This is a genomic window from Megasphaera vaginalis (ex Bordigoni et al. 2020), assembly GCF_900240295.1.
Lineage (GTDB): Bacteria > Bacillota > Negativicutes > Veillonellales > Megasphaeraceae > Megasphaera > Megasphaera vaginalis.
This window is the reverse complement of sequence record NZ_OEQB01000003.1, coordinates 248,920-271,755: the sequence shown is the minus strand read 5'-3', so window position 1 is coordinate 271,755 and position 22,836 is coordinate 248,920. Positions and strand designations below refer to the sequence as shown.

General features: G+C 50.1%; 20 protein-coding genes and 1 riboswitch. Of the genes, 19 read left to right on the top strand and 1 reads right to left on the bottom strand.

Going from position 1 to position 22,836, the window contains the following annotated elements; all coding sequences use genetic code 11:
* Positions 1–71: 71 nt before the first annotated feature.
* The 14 genes from C0977_RS05545 to C0977_RS05480 all read left to right on the top strand — a co-directional run bounded on the left by C0977_RS05545 (position 72) and on the right by C0977_RS05480 (position 17,047).
* The gene (locus C0977_RS05545; protein ID WP_023054506.1) at positions 72–1,256 is read left to right on the top strand and encodes a PLP-dependent aminotransferase family protein; all 1,185 of its coding nucleotides are present in this window, start codon (positions 72–74) and stop codon (positions 1,254–1,256) included.
* Positions 1,257–1,584: 328 nt separating this feature from the next.
* Positions 1,585–3,558, top strand: coding sequence for a single-stranded-DNA-specific exonuclease RecJ (gene recJ / locus C0977_RS05540; RefSeq protein ID WP_101912692.1), 1,974 nt, complete (start codon positions 1,585–1,587; stop codon positions 3,556–3,558).
* Between the two features lie 11 nt (positions 3,559–3,569).
* A complete protein-coding gene (locus C0977_RS05535) occupies positions 3,570–5,762 on the top strand; it encodes a RelA/SpoT family protein (RefSeq protein ID WP_101912691.1) in 2,193 nt (730 codons plus the stop codon).
* Entirely contained in the window at positions 5,762–6,211 is a 450-nt protein-coding gene (dtd, locus tag C0977_RS05530) for a D-aminoacyl-tRNA deacylase (RefSeq protein ID WP_101912690.1), read from the top strand. Before C0977_RS05535 ends, dtd begins: the two co-directional genes overlap by 1 nt.
* A gap of 12 nt (positions 6,212–6,223) precedes the next feature.
* Complete coding sequence (locus C0977_RS05525) at positions 6,224–6,859, top strand: MBL fold metallo-hydrolase (RefSeq protein ID WP_101912689.1); 636 nt, start codon at positions 6,224–6,226, stop codon at positions 6,857–6,859.
* A gap of 3 nt (positions 6,860–6,862) precedes the next feature.
* Complete coding sequence (locus tag C0977_RS05520; RefSeq protein WP_023054412.1) at positions 6,863–7,990, top strand: AI-2E family transporter; 1,128 nt, start codon at positions 6,863–6,865, stop codon at positions 7,988–7,990.
* A complete protein-coding gene (locus C0977_RS05515; RefSeq protein ID WP_023054468.1) occupies positions 7,962–8,435 on the top strand; it encodes a Fur family transcriptional regulator in 474 nt (157 codons plus the stop codon). The genes C0977_RS05520 and C0977_RS05515 overlap by 29 nt, the downstream gene beginning before the upstream one ends.
* The gene (hemZ, locus tag C0977_RS05510) at positions 8,428–9,885 is read left to right on the top strand and encodes a coproporphyrinogen dehydrogenase HemZ (protein ID WP_101912688.1); all 1,458 of its coding nucleotides are present in this window, start codon (positions 8,428–8,430) and stop codon (positions 9,883–9,885) included. Before C0977_RS05515 ends, hemZ begins: the two co-directional genes overlap by 8 nt.
* Positions 9,885–11,150, top strand: a complete 1,266-nt coding sequence (gene hisS, locus C0977_RS05505) for a histidine--tRNA ligase (protein ID WP_101912687.1) — start codon at positions 9,885–9,887, stop codon at positions 11,148–11,150. The genes hemZ and hisS overlap by 1 nt, the downstream gene beginning before the upstream one ends.
* Before the next feature lie 7 nt (positions 11,151–11,157).
* Positions 11,158–12,948, top strand: a complete 1,791-nt coding sequence (aspS, locus tag C0977_RS05500; RefSeq protein ID WP_101912686.1) for an aspartate--tRNA ligase — start codon at positions 11,158–11,160, stop codon at positions 12,946–12,948.
* Positions 12,949–13,132: 184 nt separating this feature from the next.
* Positions 13,133–13,645 carry a ferritin gene (locus C0977_RS05495; RefSeq protein ID WP_023054496.1) on the top strand — a complete coding sequence of 171 codons (513 nt, stop codon included), beginning with the start codon at positions 13,133–13,135 and terminating at the stop codon, positions 13,643–13,645.
* Between the two features lie 90 nt (positions 13,646–13,735).
* Positions 13,736–14,554: a hypothetical protein gene (locus C0977_RS05490; protein ID WP_101912685.1), complete on the top strand. Its 819-nt coding sequence runs from the start codon at positions 13,736–13,738 to the stop codon at positions 14,552–14,554.
* A gap of 64 nt (positions 14,555–14,618) precedes the next feature.
* Positions 14,619–14,696: riboswitch (ZMP/ZTP riboswitch) on the top strand.
* Positions 14,697–14,745: 49 nt separating this feature from the next.
* Positions 14,746–16,425 (top strand): formate--tetrahydrofolate ligase, encoded by a 1,680-nt coding sequence (locus C0977_RS05485; RefSeq protein WP_101912734.1) that lies wholly within the window; start codon positions 14,746–14,748, stop codon positions 16,423–16,425.
* Positions 16,394–17,047: a cyclodeaminase/cyclohydrolase family protein gene (locus C0977_RS05480; RefSeq protein WP_101912684.1), complete on the top strand. Its 654-nt coding sequence runs from the start codon at positions 16,394–16,396 to the stop codon at positions 17,045–17,047. The genes C0977_RS05485 and C0977_RS05480 overlap by 32 nt, the downstream gene beginning before the upstream one ends.
* A 63-nt stretch (positions 17,048–17,110) precedes the next feature.
* Here C0977_RS05480 and C0977_RS05475 read toward each other — a convergent pair whose 3' ends face one another.
* A complete protein-coding gene (locus C0977_RS05475) occupies positions 17,111–17,509 on the bottom strand; it encodes a hypothetical protein (protein WP_023054458.1) in 399 nt (132 codons plus the stop codon).
* Between the two features lie 437 nt (positions 17,510–17,946).
* Between C0977_RS05475 and C0977_RS05470 the strand changes: the two genes are divergently transcribed.
* The 5 genes from C0977_RS05470 to C0977_RS05450 all read left to right on the top strand — a co-directional run bounded on the left by C0977_RS05470 (position 17,947) and on the right by C0977_RS05450 (position 22,734).
* Positions 17,947–18,435, top strand: a complete 489-nt coding sequence (locus C0977_RS05470; protein ID WP_101912683.1) for a tRNA (cytidine(34)-2'-O)-methyltransferase — start codon at positions 17,947–17,949, stop codon at positions 18,433–18,435.
* 12 nt (positions 18,436–18,447) lie between these two features.
* A complete protein-coding gene (locus C0977_RS05465; protein ID WP_023054401.1) occupies positions 18,448–18,795 on the top strand; it encodes a YlbF family regulator in 348 nt (115 codons plus the stop codon).
* Entirely contained in the window at positions 18,788–19,711 is a 924-nt protein-coding gene (gene murB, locus C0977_RS05460; RefSeq protein ID WP_419177925.1) for a UDP-N-acetylmuramate dehydrogenase, read from the top strand. Before C0977_RS05465 ends, murB begins: the two co-directional genes overlap by 8 nt.
* Before the next feature lie 112 nt (positions 19,712–19,823).
* Positions 19,824–21,632 carry a translational GTPase TypA gene (typA, locus tag C0977_RS05455; protein ID WP_023054406.1) on the top strand — a complete coding sequence of 603 codons (1,809 nt, stop codon included), beginning with the start codon at positions 19,824–19,826 and terminating at the stop codon, positions 21,630–21,632.
* Positions 21,633–21,771: 139 nt separating this feature from the next.
* Positions 21,772–22,734: a lactate/malate family dehydrogenase gene (locus tag C0977_RS05450; protein WP_234987581.1), complete on the top strand. Its 963-nt coding sequence runs from the start codon at positions 21,772–21,774 to the stop codon at positions 22,732–22,734.
* The last annotated feature ends 102 nt before the right edge of the window (positions 22,735–22,836 follow it).

Genomic DNA, 22,836 nt, shown 5'->3' with positions numbered 1-22,836 from the left:
AATAAAATCATAAGGTATGCGTTTTTTATTTTGTCATAATGGTAAAGTGTTTAGAAGAAGGAGTGACTGTAATGAAATTTTCTGATCTTGCAATGAGTTTGAAGGCTTCTGAAATCCGCGAATTGTTGAAGTTGACGACGATGCCGGAAGTAATTTCTTTTGCCGGCGGACTTCCGGCTCCGGAGCTGTTTCCGTTGGAAGAAATGAAAAAGGTTGACGTTGAAATTTTGGCCAAAGAAGGTCAGGCAGCCGTTCAATACGGGACGACGGAAGGGTATAATCCGTTACGTGAAAAAATCGCCGCTCGTATGAAACAGGCGTTTCAAGTTGACTGCAAGGCGGAAGAAATTATTATTACCTCAGGCTCGCAGCAAGGGTTGTCCATGTTGGCACAGATCTTCCTGAATAAAGATGACGTTGTTCTCGTAGAAAGCCCGACGTATCTCGGCGCTATTAACGCGTTTAAACTGTCTTTCCCGAAATTCATCGAAGTACCGACCGACGATAAAGGCATTATTCCGGAAGCGTTGGAAAAAATCTTGGCGGAAAATGATCGCGTTCGCATGATGTATGTCATTCCCGAATTCCAGAACCCGACGGGCATCACGTGGCCTTTAGAACGCCGCAAAGCCGTTATGGATATTGTCAATAAATACGATTTCCCCATTATCGAAGATGATCCGTACGGCGAACTTCGTTATGACGGCGACGTCGTTCCGTCCTTGAAATCGATGGACACGAAGGGAAATGTCATTTTCCTCGGTTCCTTCTCGAAGATTTTCATGCCCGGCCTGCGTATAGGCTGGATGGTGGCTAATCCGGAAATCATCGACAAGATGGTTAAATTGAAACAAGCCATTGATTTGCAGTCCTCTTCGTTCGCACAACGGCAGGCGTCTTTCTTTATCGATATGTTCGATCTGGACGCTCATGTTGCAAAAATCAAAGCCCTCTATGCCAAACGCCGCACGTTAATGTGCGACAGCATGAAAGAATATTTCCCTGAAGGCGTTACCTACACCTTCCCTGAAGGCGGTCTCTTTACGTGGGTAACTTTGCCGGAAGGTATGGATGCAAAGGAAATTATGCCGAAAGTATTGGCCAAAAATGTAGCGTACGTTCCCGGCGGTCCGTTCTATCCGAACGGCGGCAATGCCAATCATTTCCGTCTGAATTATTCGAATATGCCTGAAGACCGCATTGTTGAAGGTATCAAACGGTTGGCGGAAGTATTGAAAGAAGAAATGGCGAAATAAACTGTTTTATAAAAGGTGAGCCCTTTATGGGCTCACCTTTTTTTTGTAAAAGGCGTAGACGGAATAAGGGGCAGAAAACAACGGTACCCAATACGGGATAAGTCGCCGGCGCCGGTTCCGTTTATTGTTCCAGCTATTTTTCCGATATGGTAATAAAATACAGATAATAGTTACGGCCGTTTTTTTAGACTTTTCTCATTCTCATAAAAGTGAAAAGTACGTAAAATGAGGAATTATTTATGAATACGACGCTTTATTTTGAGAATAGAATATGATAAAATAAAAACATAATTGATAGTGATTATTTATGAGAATGCGTTGTGATTTCATGAAGAAATGGATTAATGAAGCTGTTCCTGCCTCGCTATTGGAGCAGCTGGCTGAAAAATTGCATATATCGCCGGCAACGGCCCATGTTTTGTGGAATCGGCAGATTCGTACTGCAGAGGCGGGCAGGCATTTTTTATACGACACAATTGACGACTGCGGCGATCCTTTCCTGATGCAGGGGATGGAGAAGGCTGTCAATCGGATCCTTCAAGCTGTGAAGAAAAAGGAAAAGATCGTCATTTACGGGGATTATGATGTTGACGGCATTACGTCGACGGCTTTGTTGCAGCAGGTATTGACCGCTCTTGGCGGCGTTGCCTCTTTTTATATACCGGAACGGCAAAGTGAAGGATACGGACTGAACAGGGAAGCCTTGCAGCAGTTGTCGCGGGGAACGGCGGATTTGCTGATCACCGTTGACTGCGGCATTTCGTCAACAACGTTGATCAATGAGTTTTCAACAAGACTGGATATTATCGTTACCGATCATCATCAGCCGCCGGAAACATTGCCGCAGGCCGTTGCCGTATTGAATCCGAAGCAGTCGGGATGCGCCTATCCGTGCAAGGACTTGGCCGGCGTCGGCGTCGCTTTTACCTTGGCCAGAGCTTTATGGCAGCGTCATTTTAAGGAAGCGCTGACGGCTTTCACGGAAATCGTCGCCTTAGGTACGATCGCGGATCTGGTGCCGCTGACGGGGGAAAACAGAATTCTTGTGCGCCACGGACTGGAACGGATGAAAAAAGGCAGCAATATCGGTATTCAGGCGTTGATAACGGCAGCCGGACTCACGGCGTCAGCCGTTTCTTCGGGGTGTGTCGCTTTTACGCTGGCGCCGCGGCTGAATGCGTCGGGGCGCCTCAGTCATGCCGAACGGGGAGCGGCATTATTGCTGGAAGAAAATGCGGAGAAGGCGGCCGTTATCGCGGCGTCGTTAAGCGAATTGAACCGGGAACGGCAGCAAGTGGAACACATGATTGCCGAAGAGGCGATAGCGCAGATAGAGGCAAAGGGGCAGGCGGAAGATGGAGTGCTTCTCGTTTATCAGGAAGGCTGGCACAGCGGGGTCATCGGTATTGCCGCTTCCCGGCTGGTGGAACGGTACTATCGGCCGGCCCTGGTTATTACCGTAAAAGACGGTGTCGGCAAAGGATCTTGCCGCAGTATCCGCAATTTCAATATGTATGAGGCCTTGCGGAGCGCCGATGATCTGTTGATCCAGTACGGCGGCCATACGATGGCGGCCGGCTTTTCCGTAAGGGCCGAAAATATTGAACCCTTGCGGCAGCGGCTGCAGGTATATGCAGCCGCACATTTGGCGGCAAGCGATTATATTCCGACGGTAGCCGTTGACTGGACGTTGCCGCTAGAGGACATATCGCTCGCGCTTATTGACGAGCTCAGCCTGTTGGAACCGTACGGCATGGCCAACAGCCGTCCCGTTTTTGCCTCTCCGCGATGCAGATTGGCTGAAGTGAGGACGATCGGCAAAGAACGAAATCATTTACGCATTGTCGCCGGTGAAAAGCGGCGGGTCAGCGGTGTCGGTTGGTCCATGGCCGACCGGTACGGCGATATTCTTTCCGGTGATTATGCGGAATTGGCTTTTCAATTGGAGCGCAATGAATTCAACGGGAGCGTTTCGCCGCAAATGATTCTGCAAGATATTCATGCCGATGCGCCGTCGGTCGTTTTGAATCGGGCTGTCATGGCCGATATTTACAAAGAAATGAAGGGCTTGTTGGCCGCCCGGCGGCGGTTGCCGTTATGGGAATTGGAACGCCGATTGATCACCCTTGAGGACGGCCGTTATACGGGACATGTCATCAAGGCGGCGTTGCAGGTCTTTCGCGAGTTGGAGATATTGACGGTTCACTGCGAGAAAGATGAAACATATTGTGACTTGCCGCCGATCGAAGGGAAGATGAGTCTGGCGGCATCGGCTACGTATATGCAATACGGCAGCCACTAGGGGGAATCGATATGGAGTTTAAAAATAAGGAAGAAGAATTCAGGCGCTTGGTGAATACGATACGCGAGTACCAGCCTGCAGCTGATTGCAGTGACGTAAAAAAAGCTTATGAATTGGCCGAAAGCGCCCATCAGGAACAGCATCGTGTCAGCGGTGAACCCTATATTCTGCATCCCCTGGCAGTGGCACAGATTCTGGCCGATATGAAAATAGATACGACGACGATTACAGCGGCCATACTTCATGACGTTGTCGAAGATACGGAATGTACTCTTGATGATCTGACGAGGCTTTTCAGCAAAGAAGTGTCGTTCCTCGTTGACGGGGTAACGAAATTGAGCCGCATTGATTATCGTACCAAAGAAGATCAGCAGATCAACAGTATGCGGAAAATGTTTCTGGCCATGGCGAAAGACGTTCGCGTCGTTGTCATCAAGCTGGCTGACAGGCTGCATAATATGCGTACCTTGAAATATATGCGCAGCGACAAACAGAAGCGGATCGCCCAGGAAACGCTGGAGATTTTTGCGCCTTTGGCGCACCGGTTGGGGATCTTCAATATTAAATGGGAATTGGAAGATCTCTCCTTCCGGTACTTGGAACCGGACAAGTACTATGATCTTGTCGATCAGATGAAACAGAAGCGTCATGTTCGCGAAGAAATTGTGAATGAAGCGATTGAAGTGCTGCGCAAATCGTTGGGGGAATCGCAGATACGTTTTGAAATCAACGGCAGGCCGAAGCATTTTTACAGTATTTATAAAAAAATGAAAAAAGATAACCGCGACTTGAGTCAGGTCTATGATCTGTACGCCATCCGGGTCATCGTTGATACGGTACAGGACTGTTACGGCGTTTTGGGCATTGTACACAGCCTTTGGAAGCCCCTTCCTTACCGGTTTAAAGATTATATCGCCATGCCGAAACCCAATAATTACCAATCACTCCATACGACTGTTATCGGTACGCGCGGGCAGCCAGTAGAAATTCAGATCAGAACCTGGGATATGCATCACATTGCCGAATACGGTGTTGCGGCGCATTGGCGTTACAAAGAAGGAAATGCCAACGGCGGTAAGAACGAGTTTGACGAAAAGATGGGCTGGCTCCGCAATTTGCTGGAATGGCAGGATACGAGCAATCCCCAGGAATTTGTTAACGCCTTGAAACTGGACGCTTTTTCCGATGAAGTTTTCGTTTTTACGCCGCGCGGTGACGTCATCGATTTGCCGCAAGGCGCCATTCCCATCGATTTTGCTTATCGGATTCATACCGATGTCGGTCATCGTTGCGTGGGCGCGAAGATAAACGGCAAAATCGTGCCTCTCGATTATGCGTTGAAAAACGGAGACATTGTCGAAATTGTTACGTCAAAAATGGGTAAGCCGAGTCTTGACTGGCTGAAAATAGTAGGCAGCTCGGAGAGCCGGTCGAAAATTCGCAGTTGGTTCAAAAAGGAAAATCGCGAAGAAAATATTGTCAAAGGGATGGAAGCGCTGGAACGAGAATGCCGGCGCCTCGGCCATGATTGGAAGGAACTCAATAAAAGCGGCCGTTTAGCCCGCGTCGCCAAGCAAATGAATGCCGGCAGTGAAGAGGATTTGACGGCTGCCGTCGGGTACGGCGGTTTTGCCGTGAATACGGTGCTGATTAAACTTCTCGAATTCCACAAAAAGGATGTGCAGAAGGAAGAACTGTCGAATATTGACGTGATCGAAAAGCTGCGGCCGAAAAAAACGGTGCATAAGAGCGGCTCCGGTATCCTGGTAAAGGGAGAACAAGGTCTTCTCGTCCGTTTGGCAAAATGCTGCAGTCCCGTTCCCGGCGATCCGATTGTCGGCTTTATTACGAGAGGTCGCGGCGTTTCCGTTCATCGCGCCGACTGCCCCAATATCAGTAACGAACAGGCCGATATCGACAGGCTTATCGATGTGGAATGGGATTATGGCGGCACCGAGACCTTTGAAGTTAACCTGGAAATTACGGCCTATGACCGTACCGGCATTATGGCCGAAATTATGGCGGCGCTGGCGGAATTGAAAATTTCCATCGTTGCCATGAATGCCAAAATAAACGATGCCAAAATAGTGACGATCCACATGGGAATCAGCATTAAAGATTTGTCGCAATTCGAGTTCATCGCTACGAAAATACGGCGCTTGAAAGATGTTTATACAGTTGATCGATATACGGGAGGTACTTGATGCGGGCAGTAGTACAACGGACCTTACAGTCGTCCGTCACGTCGGCGGGGGAACTGGTCGGGACGGCGGCGCATGGCTTGACCGTGCTTCTCGGCGTAGCCAGGGAAGATGGGCCGGCAGATGCGGCATACTTGGCGGAAAAAATAGTTAACTTGCGGATATTTGAAGACAATAAGGGAAAGATGAACCGCTCGTTGTTGGATTTTGGCGGAGAAATGCTCGTCGTATCGCAATTTACGCTTTGCGGTGATGCGCGTCGTGGCAGACGGCCGAGTTTTACGGAAGCGGCGGCTCCGGAGTTGGCGGAATTACTGTATACCGATTTTGTTCGCCACGTAGAACGGCAAGGCATCACCGTCGGCACAGGCAGGTTCCGGACGGAAATGGTCGTGTCGCTGGAAAATGACGGCCCGGTGACGATTTTGCTGGATAGTCGGAAAACTTTTTAGGAGGCATGTGCAATGTCAATGAAATATGAAATGATGATGCTCGGACCGATTATGACGAATTGTTACGTCGTTTACGACGATGCGACGAAAGAAGCGATGGTTGTTGATCCGGCATGGGATTACCAGGCAATTGACGCCGCGTTGCGGGAAAAGTCGTTAACGTTAAAATTGATTTTTCTGACGCACGGTCATGCCGATCATATCGGCGCGCTGCAGGAACTGCGGATACGGAAAAATGTTCCCGTCTATGTCGGCGCCGGCGATGTGGCGCTTATTTCCAATTCACATAATAATTTATCTGCTTTTATGGGCAAGCCCATTGAATGTGAATCGCCTGATTATATCGTGCATGACGGGGATACAATTACGTTGGGGACCTTGACGTTTACGGCCTATGAAACGCCTGGGCATACACCGGGCGGAATCAGCTTATACGGCGAAGGCGTTGTCTTTTCCGGCGATACGCTCTTTCAATATTCCATCGGCCGGACCGATCTGTACGGCGGTTCGGCGGCTACGCTATTGGACAGCATCAATACGAAGCTGATGGCTTTGCCTGATGAGACTGTCGTTCTGCCTGGACACGGGCCGGCGACGACAATCGGCAAAGAGCGGCTGAACAACCCGTTCCTGGATGGGAGCTGGTAACTGATGACGGCCTATAAGGAAGCTCAATTCTGGCTGCGCGTCGTACTCGCCGTTTTTGCCGTTGCACTCTTCCTGTCGGTTCATGCCGTTTACTGGCCCGTTGTCGTATCGCTGATCATCACGTTCGTCTTGATTCCTGTCCGGGACGGTATCGGCAAGGGGCTGAAAAAGATAACGAAGCGGGATGTACCTGTCGGTGTGTCTATCATTCTTTCCTTTGCCGTACTGCTTTTGACCCTGTTCATTATTACCAACATTATTTTGCGGCCGCTCCTGGCGCAGGTCAATTTACTGGCCGCCAATTTCAATACCATCGTCAATCAGATGGCGGCCTTGGTCACACAGTTGGAAAATGAGCAGACGCAGTTCTATGTGCCTGATCAGGTGAAAGCCGTTATCAACGACACCTTTGTCAAGATCAGCAATTACGGTATTGACGGCATTCGCGATCTGATCAGGTCCATTTTCGTCATTGCCGGTACTGTCGTCGAGTTTTTTGTCGTACCTTTCATTACCTTCTATTTCATGAAAGACGGCAAGAAGATGGTCAATTCCTTTATCGCCATTTATCCGCCCGGCTATACGGCTCATATCCGACAGGTCTTCATTGAGATACATCACGTCCTGAGCCGGTATATTCGCGGTCAGCTGCTGATGAGCTGCATCATTGCGACGCTGACATTTTGCGGTATGTGGTTCATGGGCGTGCCCTATCCTATGGTTATCGGTCTTCTGGCGGCTGTCACGGAATGGATACCGATCATCGGTCCGATTATCGGCGCCGTTCCGGCAGTTTTGCTCGGCGCAACCGTCGATTTGCCATTGGCTGTGAAGGTACTCGTTTTTTATGTCGTTGTCCAGCAAATGGACAGTCACTTGATCATGCCGCAAGTTATGGGGGCCGTTATCAGCATCCATCCCGTTGTCATCATGATCTCTCTTCTCGTAGGCGGGACGCTCTTCGGCGTGACGGGAATGGTTTTGGCCGTTCCGATAACGGCGGTTCTCCAAATTATAGGCAAGCACTTATGGTTTTATAATTCATACAAAGAAAAGGCAGATGATTCCTGTGGAAAAAACGAAAGAAGAAGTCCTGGAACTGATGATGAAGCGCATGAAGGACAAAATTAAGGATAAAAAATACAAAATGACGTCACAGCGGCAAGTCGTGCTTCGCGCTTTTGTTGAAAGTTCGGCCCGTCACTTGAGTGCTGAAGATGTTTTTGAAATCGTCAAAAAAGTTGCGCCCGATATCGGCTTGGCGACCGTATACCGCACGCTCGATCTTTTTACGGAAATGGATCTGTTGAAAAAGCTCGATTTTGACGACGGCTGCAGCCGCTATGAATTGAACGACTGCGAAGAAGACGGCCATTTTCATCATCACCTGATTTGTCTCAGCTGCGGCAAGGTTTGGGAATGCAAGGACGATTTGCTGGAAACGTTGGAAACGATTTTGCAGAAACGCCTTCATTTCCACACAGTCGATCATCAGCTGAAAGTTTACGGCTATTGCGAAGAATGTGAAAAAAAGCGGCAAGCTGACGGACTTGATAAGGAAACGGCGGATGCCTGATCGGCGCGAGTCCTATACCTACAGGGGGCCTGAAACGTATCATTCCCATGTCGGACAGATCATGGCCTGTCTGGGGTATAGCGGCGGTCATGAGCCGCGTACTGTCGGCGCGCAGGTCGTCATTGAGGAAAGCGGCGGCAACTGCCGTCTCTGTTGCCGCTTTCTCCAGGCAGGCGCCGTTGCGGAGCGGCAGGCCTTACTGACGGCACGGCGGGAGCGGCAGGAAATGAAAGATTATCTGCTGCAATGGCATCGCGACATTTATCATTTGCCGCTGTCACCGTGGGGATCTTTGATCGGTGTACGGCCTACCAAACTGGTACATCATATTTTGGACAGCGGCGTTTCACCGCAAGCGGCTGTTGGCCGTTTACAGGAGACCTATGGCGTTGCGGAAAAAACGGCTTCCGAATTGGTGAAAATGGCGCTTCTGCAGCGTCCCTATGTAACGAACCGGCAGCGCAGGGCAGCCGTTTACGTCAGTATTCCCTACTGTTCCAGCCATTGCTTGTACTGTTCTTTTCCGTCACGGCTGATCGGCGGCGAAGAGCCTTCGCATTTGGCTGGCTTTCTGGCGCGGCTGGAAGCGGATGGGGCTGCTGCCGCCGCTTTATGCCGCGAGTTTGCTCTTACTGTCGATGCCGTCTATGTCGGCGGCGGGACGCCGACGTGTTTGCCGCTGCCGCTTCTGGAGCGGTTATTGCGAATTTTGCAGCCCTTGGTGACGGCGGCGACGGAATGGACGGTGGAAGCGGGTCGGCCCGATACGGCGACGGCAGAGAAGTTGCAGTTGCTGAAGCGATACGGTGTCAATCGGATCAGCGTCAATCCGCAGACCATGCAACAACCGCTCTTGGATCTGCTGGGACGGCGGCATCGGATAGAAGACATATACACCATGATGGCTTTGTGCAAAAAACTTGCTTTTCCTGTGATCAATATGGATTTTATTGCCGGTTTGCCGCGACAGACGCCGGAAAATATGCAGGAGAATATGGAAATCGTTTGCCAATTGGGGCCCGAAAATGTTACAATTCATACGTTAGCATTAAAAAAGGGCGCTCCGTTATTTCATCACGACTTGCGCCGCGCTATCGGCACGGCGGAGGCGGTGACGGCAATGGTAGACTATTGCCGGGAGAAATTGCAACGTGCCGGCTATGTACCGTATTATCTGTATCGGCAGAAATACATGGCCGCCGGTTTGGCCAATATCGGGTACGCATTGCCGGGAGCGATCGGTCGTTACAATATTGAGATGATGGAAGAACGGCAGACCGTCATCGGCATCGGGCCGGGCAGCGCCAGCAAATTTATTTCCCCGACATCGAACCGGATGGAAAAGCTTTACATGCCTAAAGATATTACACGTTACGGGCAGATACTTGCGGCGCAGCTTGAAGAGCGCCGTCGTTTGTGTACCGTCGTATATGGAGGAGAGGATAGATAATGGCAATTACTGCACCGCGGGGTACGCAGGATTTCCTGCCGGAGCAGACGGCGGAATGGCAGATCCTGGAAGCGAAGATCCGGCAAATTTGCAGCCTCTACGGCTTCGGCGAGATCCGTACACCTATATTTGAGAGTACCGAGCTCTTTCTGCGCGGTATCGGCGAGACGACCGATGTCGTCACGAAAGAAATGTACACCTTTGATGATCGCGGCGGAAGGAGCATGACGTTGCGGCCTGAGAATACGGCCTCCGTCGTTCGCGCTTTTCTGGAGCACAAACTATATGGCGATCCGAAAATTCATAAATTCTATTACATGGGTCCCATGTTTCGTCATGATCGGCCGCAGGCGGGGAGATATCGGCAGTTTAACCAGTTCGGCGTCGAAGAGATCGGTTCGAAGGACCCGGCCGTCGATGCCGAGATTATTGCCATGGCTTTTCAGCTTTTTCATGAACTGGGATTGAACGACTTGGTTCTCCATTTGAATTCCGTCGGCTGTCCCAAATGCCGCCCTGTTTATCGTCAGAAACTGTTGGATTTCTTTGCCGATAAAAGGGAGATGCTTTGTGACGACTGCAACGCCCGCTTGGAAAAAAATCCGCTTCGCGTTCTTGATTGCAAGGAAGACGGCGAAAAAATGATGGCTCTCGGCGTGCCGCAATTGACAGAAAATCTTTGTGACGATTGCAAAACGCACTTTACCGCTGTTCAGGCGTATTTGACGAAGATCGGCATTCCGTTTATCCTGGATCCGCAGTTGGTTCGGGGCCTCGACTATTATACGAATACGGCTTTTGAAATCATGTATGCCCCCCTCGGCGCGCAAAGCACGATCTGCGGCGGCGGCCGCTACGACGGCCTGATCGCCGAAGTGGGCGGGCCGTCGACGCCGGGTATCGGCTTTGCCATCGGCATGGAACGATTGCTGCTCACGTTGAAAGAGCAAGGTCTGCTGCCGCCGGTTCCGGAAAATAAACCGGTCTTTATCGTTGCCTTGGGGAATGCCGCTAAGACGATAGCCTTCGGCTGGCAGCAAGAATTGCGCCGCCGCGGTATTTATGCCGAGATCGACGTTATGGGGCGGAGCATGAAGGGGCAGATGAAAGCGGCTAATAAATTGGGCGCCGCTTACACGGTCATTATCGGTGAAGAGGAAATGACGGTGCAGACGGCACAGATTCGCAATATGGAAACAAAGGCGCAGGACAGTGTTGCTTTTGATGATATCGTTGCTTACGTAGAAGCACATAAGAAGGGATGATTACGTAATGGATACAATGGAAGGTTTAAGTCGTTCGCATTATTGTACGGCCGTTTCGGAAGCCGATACGGGTAAAGAAGTCGTTCTTTGCGGTTGGGTGGAACGTCGCCGCGATCACGGCGGCTTGATTTTTATCGACTTGCGTGACCGCACGGGCATCGTGCAGGTCGTCGCTTCGCCTGATTATGCCGAAGAAGCGTTCAAAAAAGCGGAACAGGTGCGTAACGAATACGTGTTGGCCATTCGCGGCATCGTCCGCCTGCGTGACGCTGAAACGGTAAATCCCAAGATGGCGACTGGCACGATCGAAATCCGCTGCGAAGAAATGCGCGTGCTGAATCTGTCCAAAACACCGCCCTTCTATATTGAAGATCATATCGATGTCGACGAAAAAATCCGCTTGAAATATCGCTACCTCGACTTGCGTCGCCCGGAAATGCAGAACAATTTGATTATGCGGCATCGCGTTAAACATGCTATGCGTGAATTTCTCAACAGTCGCGGCTTTATCGATATCGAAACGCCGGAATTGTGCAAGAGCACTCCGGAGGGAGCACGTGATTATCTCGTGCCCAGTCGCGTCAATGACGGCAAGTTTTACGCATTGCCGCAGTCCCCGCAGATTTTCAAACAGCTGCTGATGATTTCCGGTATGGATCGTTATTATCAGATCGCTCGCTGTTTTCGCGACGAAGACCTGAGAGCCGACAGGCAGCCTGAATTTACGCAGCTTGACCTGGAAATGTCCTTCATGAGTCAAGAAGATATTCTCCAGCTGACGGAAGCTATGATTTGCCATGTTTTCCAAGCCGTTTTGGGTCATGAAATCAAGCGGCCGATCCGACGGATCACCTGGGATTATGCAATGGAAAATTACGGCTCAGATAAGCCGGATCTCCGTTTCGACATGAAATTTCACGATATTACGGCGCTCGTCAAAGATACGGAATTCAAAGTTTTCCGCAGCGTGATTGAAAACGGCGGTCAGGTTAAGGCGATTAATGTTAAGGGATATTCACAGATACCGCGCCGCGAACTGGACGGACTGGTAGAATACGTTGCCACCTACGGCGCCAAAGGACTGGCCTGGATCTGCTTTACGCCGGACGGCTTGAAATCACAGGTTAAGAAGTTCCTCGGTGAAGACACGCTTCAGGCTATCGGCAGAGAATGCGGGTCCGAAACGGGCGACTTGGTGTTGATGATTGCCGACAAACCTTCTGTCGTCGCGGCTTCTTTAGGAGAATTGCGTAAGGAAATGGCACGCCGTACGAACTGTATCCGTGAAGATGAATTTGTTTTTACCTGGGTCGTCGACTTCCCCATGTTCGAATATAGTGAAGAAGAAAAACGGTATGTCGCCATGCACCACCCGTTTACAGCTATTCGTGACGAAGATCTGGACAAGTTGGAAACCGATCCCGGCCACGTTTATGCCAAGGCCTATGACCTCGTTCTCAACGGCGTAGAATTGGGCGGCGGTTCATTGCGTATTTATCAGCCGGAACTGCAACAGCGCGTTTTTAAAGCTATCGGCCTGACGGAAGAAGAAGCGGAACAGAAATTCGGCTTCTTGCTCCGTGCCTTTGAATATGGCGCGCCGCCGCATGGCGGTTTGGCTTTCGGCTTGGATCGGATGATCATGCTGATGCTGAAACGTAAATCCATTCGCGATGTCATCGCTTTCCCGAAAACGCAGAATGCTATCGATCCGATGAGTGAAGCGCCGTCACCGGTTACGCCGAAACAGCTTCATGAATTACATATTCAGATAGAAGAAGAGTTAGTCAAAAAATAACGTATTACTGCCGCCAGCTCTATAGAAGAGAGGCGGCAGTTTTATTTAAAAAGCAATTTATTTGTTAATAATCATTGTAATTTATTTTAAACGTGGTATACTATGTATAAATCTTATAGAGATTGCGTTGATGACTATTTTTAGGAATAGCCCTGGTCCGCGAATAGACAAGGAGGAACGCAGCATGTTGGATAACAAAGTAAAAGAGCTTATTAACAAACAGATCAATCAGGAATTTTATTCTTCGTACCTGTATTTGGCATTCGCCAACTTTTATTACGATAAAGGACTCGACGGGTTTGCTCATTGGTACGATGTGCAGGCGCAGGAAGAACACGATCATGCGATGCTGATGCGTACATATCTGCATAATAACGGTGAATCCGTGACGTTTGAGGCGATTGAAAAACCGTCTTTGGCCTGTAACGATATCATCGATCCGATGAAGGCCGCTTATGCCCATGAACAATATGTCACGCATCTGATCAATGAAATTTACAGAGCTGCCGACGAGGTTCACGATTATCGTACGATGCAATGCTTCGACTGGTTCGTCAAAGAGCAGGGAGAGGAAGAAAAGAATGCCGACGGGCTGATCAAAAAATACGAACTTTTCGGTTCCGATCCGAAGGGGCTGTACGCGCTGAATCAGGAATTGCTCGGCCGTACGTATGCAGCGCCGACGTTGGTTCTGTAAGTCTTGGCAGAAGGACCCGCAAATTTTGCGGGTCCTTTTTATTTTGGCGGTGACGGGATATGGTATAATAAAAAAGAAAGGAGAAAAGTGATGCAAACTATTCATTATGTAATGGCAGATCCCAGCGGGAACACGACTATTCTTGTCTTGGATCGAATCGATCGGGCTGATCATAGTGTTGTAGCCGCCAAGTTGCTCGCCTCCGAAGCACTTGAAGCGGAACAGGTTGCTTATCTGACCATGGATCCGGCAGACGGCACTGCTCTTCGCATTGATATGATGGGCGGCGAGTTTTGCGGTAACGCTTCGCGCAGTGCCGCCGCTTATGCCCTGTCCTTGACGAGAGAGGACAAGGGAATGTATCGTGTATCCTGTTCGGGTTGCACTGTGCCGTTAGGTGTTGCCGTTGAGCGTAAAGGGGATGTTTTTCAAGCCGTCATTGATATGCCTCTGCCGGAGTCGGTGGAAGCCGTGCTGATTCCCGTCAATGATTTACCGTACCGGTTTTTCAAGGTGACGTTGCCGGGAATCGTGCATTTCGTTTATTTCGTACAAACCGGCGATAACGTCGATAAGGAAATTTATTGGCAGGCGCTGCGCGAATATGTCTCTACTGACGCCTATGCGGCATACGGGCTAATCATTGTCGATACGCAGGCGCTGACCATGGTTCCTGCCGTCTATGTGGCGGAAACGGATACACGTTACTGGGAACGAAGTTGCGGCAGCGGATCGGCAGCGGCAGCGGCGGCGTTGGCCTGTGTCGGGAGACGGAATGTAGCTTGTACATTGCGCCAGCCGGGCGGCGCAATTGCGATTGCTGCCAAAGTCGATGACGGGGAATTGCAGTCGCTTCGTATCGGCGGAACAGTTGCGCTTTCAGCTGTACAAACGGTGCTTATTGAATAAGCGGACAGGGGCCTTGCAGGGACGGCTGATTGACAAAGACAGATGCCGTTTTGTATAATAAATGCATAGATCATGTGACTGACGGAAGTGGGTTGACCACAGGGAGCATGATCGATGCGAGCCGACCGTCTGGGCAGAGATTCCGGAATGTCGGTATTTTTTTTGCTACTATCGAGGAGCTGACGATGACGATGGAAAAAGTATTGAGTGATATTCAAATCGCGCAACGGACAACGTTGGAACCGATTACGAGCATTGCGGAAAAAGTGGGCTTGACGGCAGATGATTTGGAATTATACGGTAAATACAAGGCAAAGATATCCTTTGACGCGATTCGACGCCTGTCCAAAAACCGGGACGGTAAATTGGTCTTGGTAACGGCAATCAATCCGACACCGGCCGGTGAAGGAAAGTCGATGACGACGATCGGCCTGGCGCAGGCGCTGAATCGCATGGGACATAAGACGATCGTCGCCATGCGCGAGCCGTCTCTCGGCCCCGTTTTCGGGATTAAGGGCGGCGCCGCCGGCGGCGGCTATTCGCAAGTATTGCCGATGGAGGATATCAATCTCCACTTTACCGGCGATATGCATGCCATTACAGCGGCCAATAACCTGCTTGCAGCAGCTATTGATAATCACGTCCATCAGGGAAACTCCCTGCGCATTGATATCCGCCGGGTCGTCTGGAAACGCGTCATGGATATGAATGATCGCGCGCTGCGTAATGTTGTCGTCGCTATGGGGGGAACCGTTTGCGGCTTTCCCAGAGAAGACCACTTCATGATTACCGTCGCTTCGGAAATTATGGCCGTCCTTTGCCTGGCGGAAGATCTGATGGATCTGAAGCGGCGCATGGCGAATATTATCGTCGCCTACGATTTGGACGGGCAGCCTGTTCGGGCCGGCGATCTCGGTGTTGCCGGCGCCATGGCTATTTTGATGAAAGACGCCATCAAGCCCAATCTCGTGCAGACGACGGAAAATACACCGGCGCTGGTTCATGGCGGTCCTTTTGCCAATATTGCGCACGGCTGCAATTCCGTCGTAGCGACGAAACTGGCCATGAAGATGGGGGAAATCACGGTTACCGAAGCCGGTTTCGGCGCCGATCTGGGCGGCGAAAAATTTATGGACATTAAATGCCGGTTTGCCGGTATTAAACCGGATGCCGTCGTGCTCGTAGCAACAATTCGGGCTTTGAAAATGCATGGCGGTGTGAAAAAAAGCGATTTGCAAGTGGAAGATGTGGCCGCTCTGGAAAAAGGGTTTGCCAATCTGGCCAAGCATATTGAAAATATGCGCAAATTTGATGTTCCCGTTCTGGTCAGCATCAACCGCTTCTTGACCGATACGCCGGCGGAAATTGAAAAATTGACCGATCTTTGCCGCGCTTACGGCGTTGATGTCAGTTTGGGCGATTGCTGGGCGCAAGGCGGCGCCGGCGGACTGGATATGGGTGAAAAGGTACTGGCGCTCATGGCGGCACCGAAGAAACCGTATAAACCGCTTTATGAAGCAACGGAATCTATTGCCAAAAAATTGGAAACGATCGTCAGGGAAATTTATGGCGGTGACGGCGTCATCTTTGAAAGCAGAGCGAAGAAACAAGTGGAAGAATTGGAAAGACTGGGGCTGGACAAAATGCCTGTCTGTGTAGCGAAAACGCAGTATTCCTTATCGGATAATGCCGATCTGCTTGGCGCGCCGACAGGATTTACCGTTACGGTCAAAGATGTGCGCGTCTGCACGGGCGCAGGGTTTATTGTTTGTGAAACGGGAAATATTATGACTATGCCGGGCTTACCAAAGGTGCCGGCGGCGAATCGGATGGATATTGATGAAAACGGTGTTATTACAGGATTGTTCTGATTGTAAGAGGCCTTTTGGCAAAGCGGTAATCGAAGAGTTTTTGGCAGCGACGTCCTCGGCGGAGCCGGTTCCGGGCGGCGGCGGCATTGCCGCTTTAACGGCGGCTTCAGCAGCGGCGCTTTTGGAAATGGTAGCCAATTTGACTGTTCATAAAAAAGGCTGTGAAAAGGTTGCGCCGCTGTTGACGGCGACAGCGGCGGAGGCTGCCTCCTTGAGGCGGCAATACATAGCCGCCATTGATGCGGACGGCGAAGCGTTTGCCGCCGTTTTGACGGCCTTGCGCATCAATAAGGCAGAGATATCCCGGTCGGAACGGGTACAGGCTGCCTTTCGCCACGCTGCGGAAGTTCCCTTGGCATTAGGCGTCAGTGTGTATGATTTACTGTCCTTGGCGGTGCAGGTCGTGCGATACGGCAATGTCTGGGTCATTACGGATGGCGTTATCGGCGCCATGAATGCGCGGGCCGCCATGCGTTCGGCCTTTTACAGCGTCCGCATTAATTTAAAATCCATTGACGATGAAGATTTTGTGCGGAAAACCTGTCAGCTTATGGAAGAGACGGAACGAAAGGCAGCGTTGTTGGAAGCGGAAATTGAACGTGTTTACCGGGAAAGGCAATGACGAAAAAGATAAAAAAACGGACCGCCGCCGGCAGTCCGTTTTTTATCATACGTCGAAATATAATTAGTTATTATTGAATTTATTGAACCAAGCTTTGATGCCTTCCTTCGGATAAACGCCGGTCATTGTTTCATTGAGCGCTTTACGAACGGCCGCTTCATCATACAACGGATAAATATCCTTGTATTCATCATAAACGTCCCAGAAATCGCGCATGTGGAGATTTGCGTACGTTTCGCCGTAGACTTTGAAACAGGAATCGCAGAGCGTGATGAAAACCGCTTCTTCGTCTTGCTGACGGGAATCGTCAAGGCCGCAGCAGCGAGTATACAGATTAATATTGCCGAAAAGCTGATGCAGGTAATCGTATACTTTGGAAACCATCTCCGGTTCCAACTGAAGCAGTTTACAGCCCGGGGCGAAATAAATGGGATATTGCGCAATGTTGTCAAATGAATCCATAGATACACACCTCTTTTAATAAGATCTTTTTTTGATAATAGTCATTATTGTTTGTATTATACCATAAATATGAGGTAAATGCAATAAAACGATAATTCCTATGATTATTGATAATAATTAACAAAATGATTCAAAATAGTGTAACGCCGGGTTTTACCGATGACGTTGAAGGGGCAGTGCGGGATCTGGCGAAAAGATTGAAGATTAAAAATATGTAAAGATAAAATAGTTTTTCGGCATAAAATCTTATGACGATGCGAAATGATCTTCCGTCAGTCAGCACGATATGGAAGAAACTGCCGGTGTGTATCCGTGCAATCGGACCGTTTGTGAATACCTCTTAATGTCGCGAACCGTTCATTTTTGCGGCAGATGGAGAAGGGACGCCTTGTTATTCTCCGCCGTTTCTTGTACAATACTTCATGGGGATGATACGAATGCATATTGTAATGGTAGAACCGGAAATTCCGGGAAATACGGGGAATATAGCGCGTCTTTGCGCGGCGAATCATATGATGCTTCACTTGGTCAAGCCTTTGGGATTTTCCCTGGAAGATAAATATCTGAAACGGGCGGGACTGGATTATTGGGATCTTGTCGATGTCCAGGTTCATGAAAACTTTGCGGCAGTGCAAAAAGCCTATGAAGGGCATCGTTTTTATTATTTAACGACAAAATCCGAACAATGTTATGCCGATATTACATTTCATGAAGATGATCTGATCGTTTTCGGCAAGGAGACGAAAGGACTTCCGGAAGCGTTATTAAAGGCGGCGCCGGAACGCTGCTTCCGCATCCCGATGAGGGAAGAAGCGCGCAGCCTGAATTTGTCGAATGCCGTTGCCATCGTTTCTTACGAAGCGTTGCGTCAACTCGGATTTCCGAAATTGGCAAAGGGCGGCATAGGGATTGCGAATTTACAATAAGAGGTGTTGGCGATGGACGTATTTGTAAAGGCGAATGAATTGGCGCAGGCTATTCAGGCATGTCCCGAATATGTGGCACTGTTGGCAGCCGGAAAAAAATTGGCAGAAGATCAAAAGACGGAAAAAATGGTGCGTGAATTTTTGTTGACACAGGCTGAACTGGCCTATGCGCAGTCCATGGGCGATAAGCCGATTAAGAAGAAACTGGAAACGATGAATCGGCTGGCAGCCATTATCAAAACGCGCTCCGGAGCGGTGGAATATCTGGCGGCGTATAACGCGTGGCAGGCGAAGGCCGGAGAAATTTATCAGATCGTGCAAAACGCAATGGCAGAAGGAATGAGCATTCTTGATCACTAAGACGGCAATAAACGAGTTTGTTTCTCAACTTCATACGGTATTCGACGACGAACATCTGCTGGTTCATGAGCCGATGCGGTTTCATACGACCTTTGCCGTCGGCGGACCTGCCGACGTGCTGGTGCTGCCCTATTCGGTAAAAGAGTTGTCCTTATCCATCAGAGCGGCCCGGCGTTTGGGATTGCCCGTTACGGTTCTCGGCGGCGGTTCCAATGTGCTCGTTCGTGACGGCGGCATACGGGGTGTTGTGATTCAGTTGAACTGCATGCACAAGGTCCTGTCGGCACATGACAATAAAATTCTTGCCAGCGCCGGTTTTATGCTGGAAGATGTCTGCGCCTTTGCGCAGAACAGGGGGCTTACGGGCATTGAATTTGCCTGCGGTATTCCGGGTACGCTCGGCGGCGCCGTTTTCATGAACGCCGGCGCTTACGGCGGAGAAATGAGCCACGTCGTATCCCGCGTTCGTACCGTTAACGGTCAGGGCGGCGTTCAAACTTATGTTACCCCCGATTTCGGCTTTTCCTATCGCATGAGCAAGTTCCAGGAGTTGCAGGAGTATGTCGTTGAAGTGGAATTGCTTTTGGATTACGGCCGGCAAGACGTTATTCAGGCGCTGATGGATGAACTCATGGAAAAGCGACGCAGCAAGCAGCCGTTGGAAATGCACAGTGCCGGCAGCACGTTCAAGCGGCCGCCGGGATATTTCGCCGGTACGCTGATTGACCAAACGGGGCTGAAAGGCCTGTCCTGCGGTGATGCGGAAGTATCGGTCAAGCACGCCGGTTTTGTTGTCAATCGCGGCAATGCATCGGCCCGAGATGTACTGACCGTTATCCATGAGGTACAGCGCCGTGTTAAGGAAGCTTACGGCGTGACGCTGGAAACGGAAGTCCGTATTATCGGTGAAGAATAAAATGCTCGTAAAAAAGATCCTGTGTATAGGCAAACAGGATCTTTTGTGTTATACTACATAAGTTACAACAAGATAAATTTTGTTATTTCTTTGTATAGGAGAGAACAGCCACATGGAACGTAAGGATATCCGTAATATTGCTATTATTGCTCACGTTGACCATGGTAAAACGACCTTGGTCGATGCCATGTTGAAACAGAGTCATGTTTTCCGTTCGAATGAAAAGGTCGCCGAACGGATCATGGACTCCGGAGATATTGAACGTGAACGTGGGATTACTATTTTATCGAAAAATACGTCGGTCATGCATGACGGTGTAAAGATCAATATTGTCGACACGCCGGGGCATGCCGACTTCGGCGGTGAAGTAGAGCGCGTGCTGAATATGGTAGACGGTGTCCTGCTCCTGGTCGATGCCTTTGAAGGTCCCATGCCGCAGACCAAATATGTATTGCGCAAGGCGTTGGAACAAAAATTAAAACCTATCGTGGTCATCAATAAGATTGATAAACCCGACGCCCGTGTAGCCGAAGTGGAAGATGAAATCCTGGAGCTTTTCATGGAATTGGAAGCTGACGACGATCAGCTTGATTTCCCCGTTATCTATGCTAACGGTCGTGACGGCGTCGCCAAGGTCCGGATGGAAGATGAAGCGACGGATCTGCAGCCCCTCTTCCAGTCGATTATCACGCATTGCCCGTGTCCGAAAGGTGATGCCGACGGTCCGCTTCAGTTCATGGTCACGACGTTGGACTACGATGATTATGTCGGGAAAATTGCTGTCGGCCGCATTGTTCGCGGCAGCATGATGCCGAATCAAAATGTATTGATTGTTGACGGAGAAAGCCAGCGCAGAGCGAAGATCAGCCGCGTTTATACGTATGAAGGATTAAGCCGGGTCGAACAGGAAAAAGGCGCGGCGATGGGGGACATTGCCTGCATCATCGGTATTCCCGATATCAAAATCGGTGAAACCGTTGCCGATGTGACCAATCCGGAAGCGTTGCCGAAGATCAATATTGATGAGCCGACCTTGTCCATGATTTTCTATGTCAATGACAGTCCCTTTGCCGGCCAGGAAGGCGATTTCGTCACGAGCCGTCACCTTCGGGACCGACTTTTCCGCGAGGTGCAGACGAATGTCAGTCTTCGCGTTGAAGAGACGGACAGTGCCGACGCCTTTAAGGTATCCGGACGAGGTGAACTGCACATTGCCGTTTTGATCGAAGAAATGCGCCGGCAAGGATATGAAATGCAGGTCGGCAAGCCCAGCGTCATTACGAAAGAAATCAACGGTCAGAAATGCGAACCGCTTGAAGCGCTGACGATTGACGTGCCGCAGGAATTTATGGGATCGGTTATGGAAAAGCTGGGGACGCGTAAGGCCGAAATGGTCAATATGGTTGATCTCGCCGGCTATACGCGTTTGGAATTCATCATTCCCGCCCGCGGGCTGATCGGTTTCCGCAGTGAATTTCTGACGGCTACGAAAGGGAACGGTATCATGTACCACGTATTTCACGGATATGCGCCTTGGAAGGGTGATATTCCCGGACGGACACGGGGCAGCCTGGTGGCTTTTGAAAGCGGCGAAACAACGGCGTACGGAATCTACAATCTTCAGGATCGCGGCGTGATGTTCATTTCTCCGGCTCAGTCTATTTACTTGGGGCAGGTGATCGGCGAAAGCAACCGCGATGTCGATATTGACGTCAACCCGTGCAAGAAGAAGCATTTGAGCAATACCCGGTCATCCGCTTCCGATGAAGCGCTCCGGCTGACACCACCGCGTATTATGAGCTTGGAACAGGCGCTGGAATGGGTCAATGACGATGAACTCGTTGAAGTGACGCCGAAGAGCATTCGTCTCCGCAAGGCCATTTTGGACAAACACGACAGAAAAAAAGCGGCGCGCAAATAGAGGGTAAAGACTTCCTGCCCATAAGGTGGGAAGTTTTTTTATCATTAAAAAAACAGAAAGAAAAAGGATGAAAAACACGACTGTTTGGTGTACAATAAAATTTAAGCATGTAAAATTTGGTTAAAGAAATGAGGGGGTCATGATGAGTACAGTAAAAAAGAGGACCGTTGGTGTTATCGGGTTAGGGCATGTCGGGGCGCATGTCGCCTTTGCCTTGGGACTTACCGGAACAGCCGATGAAGTCAAGCTTTGCGATTTGAATGAAAGCAAAGCTGTCAGTGAACGGCAGGATCTGATGGATGCCGTCATGTTCATGCCGCACCGCGTCAACTATACGCTCGCTAAATACGAAGAAATGGGAGATTGCGACGTTATCATCAATGCGATCGGCAAGATCGACCTTTGCGCGACAGGCAACCGCGATGACGAAATGGGCTTTACCGTTCCCGGCGTTGCCGGATATATCGATAAGGTTATGGCCGGCGGTTTTGACGGCGTCATCATCAATATTACCAATCCCTGTGACGTCGTTACGCATTTGCTTGCCACTCGGAGCGGTTTGCCGAAGGGACGTGTTTTCGGCACCGGTACGGGCTTGGATACGTCGCGCTTGGTCAGTGCCATTTCGCAGCAGACCGATGTGGAACATCATTCGTTTACGGCCTACATGATGGGCGAGCACGGCAACTCACAGATGACGCCGTGGTCTGTCGTCAATTTCGGCGGGCAGCCGTATACGGAATTAGCGAAAGAAAACAAGCAGTACGATTTCGATACGAAAGAGCTGACGGAACGGGCTATTAAAGGCGGCTGGGTCACGTATCAGGGCAAGCACTGTACGGAATACGGGATTGCCATGACGGCCGTTACGATGGCGAGCGCCGTGCTTCATGATGAAAAGAAAATCATGGCGGCCAGTGTCGCGCTTGACGGAGAATACGGCGAAAAAGGCATTTTTTGCGGTGTTCCTGCCGTTATCGGAGCAAACGGCATTGAACGCGTCGTCGTTTTCGATTTGCCGACAGACGAATTGCAGGCCTTGAAAGGCTGCTGCGCCACCATTCGCGCCAATATCGCCAAGGCCGATAAATTATTGCAATAAATGCTTTTCTGATAGCCGTCTTTCCGACAGGAGAGGCGGCTTCTGTTATTTTCGGGGGTTAGCGGTGCTGCCGATGACAGACTGTGGTATAATATAAAAATT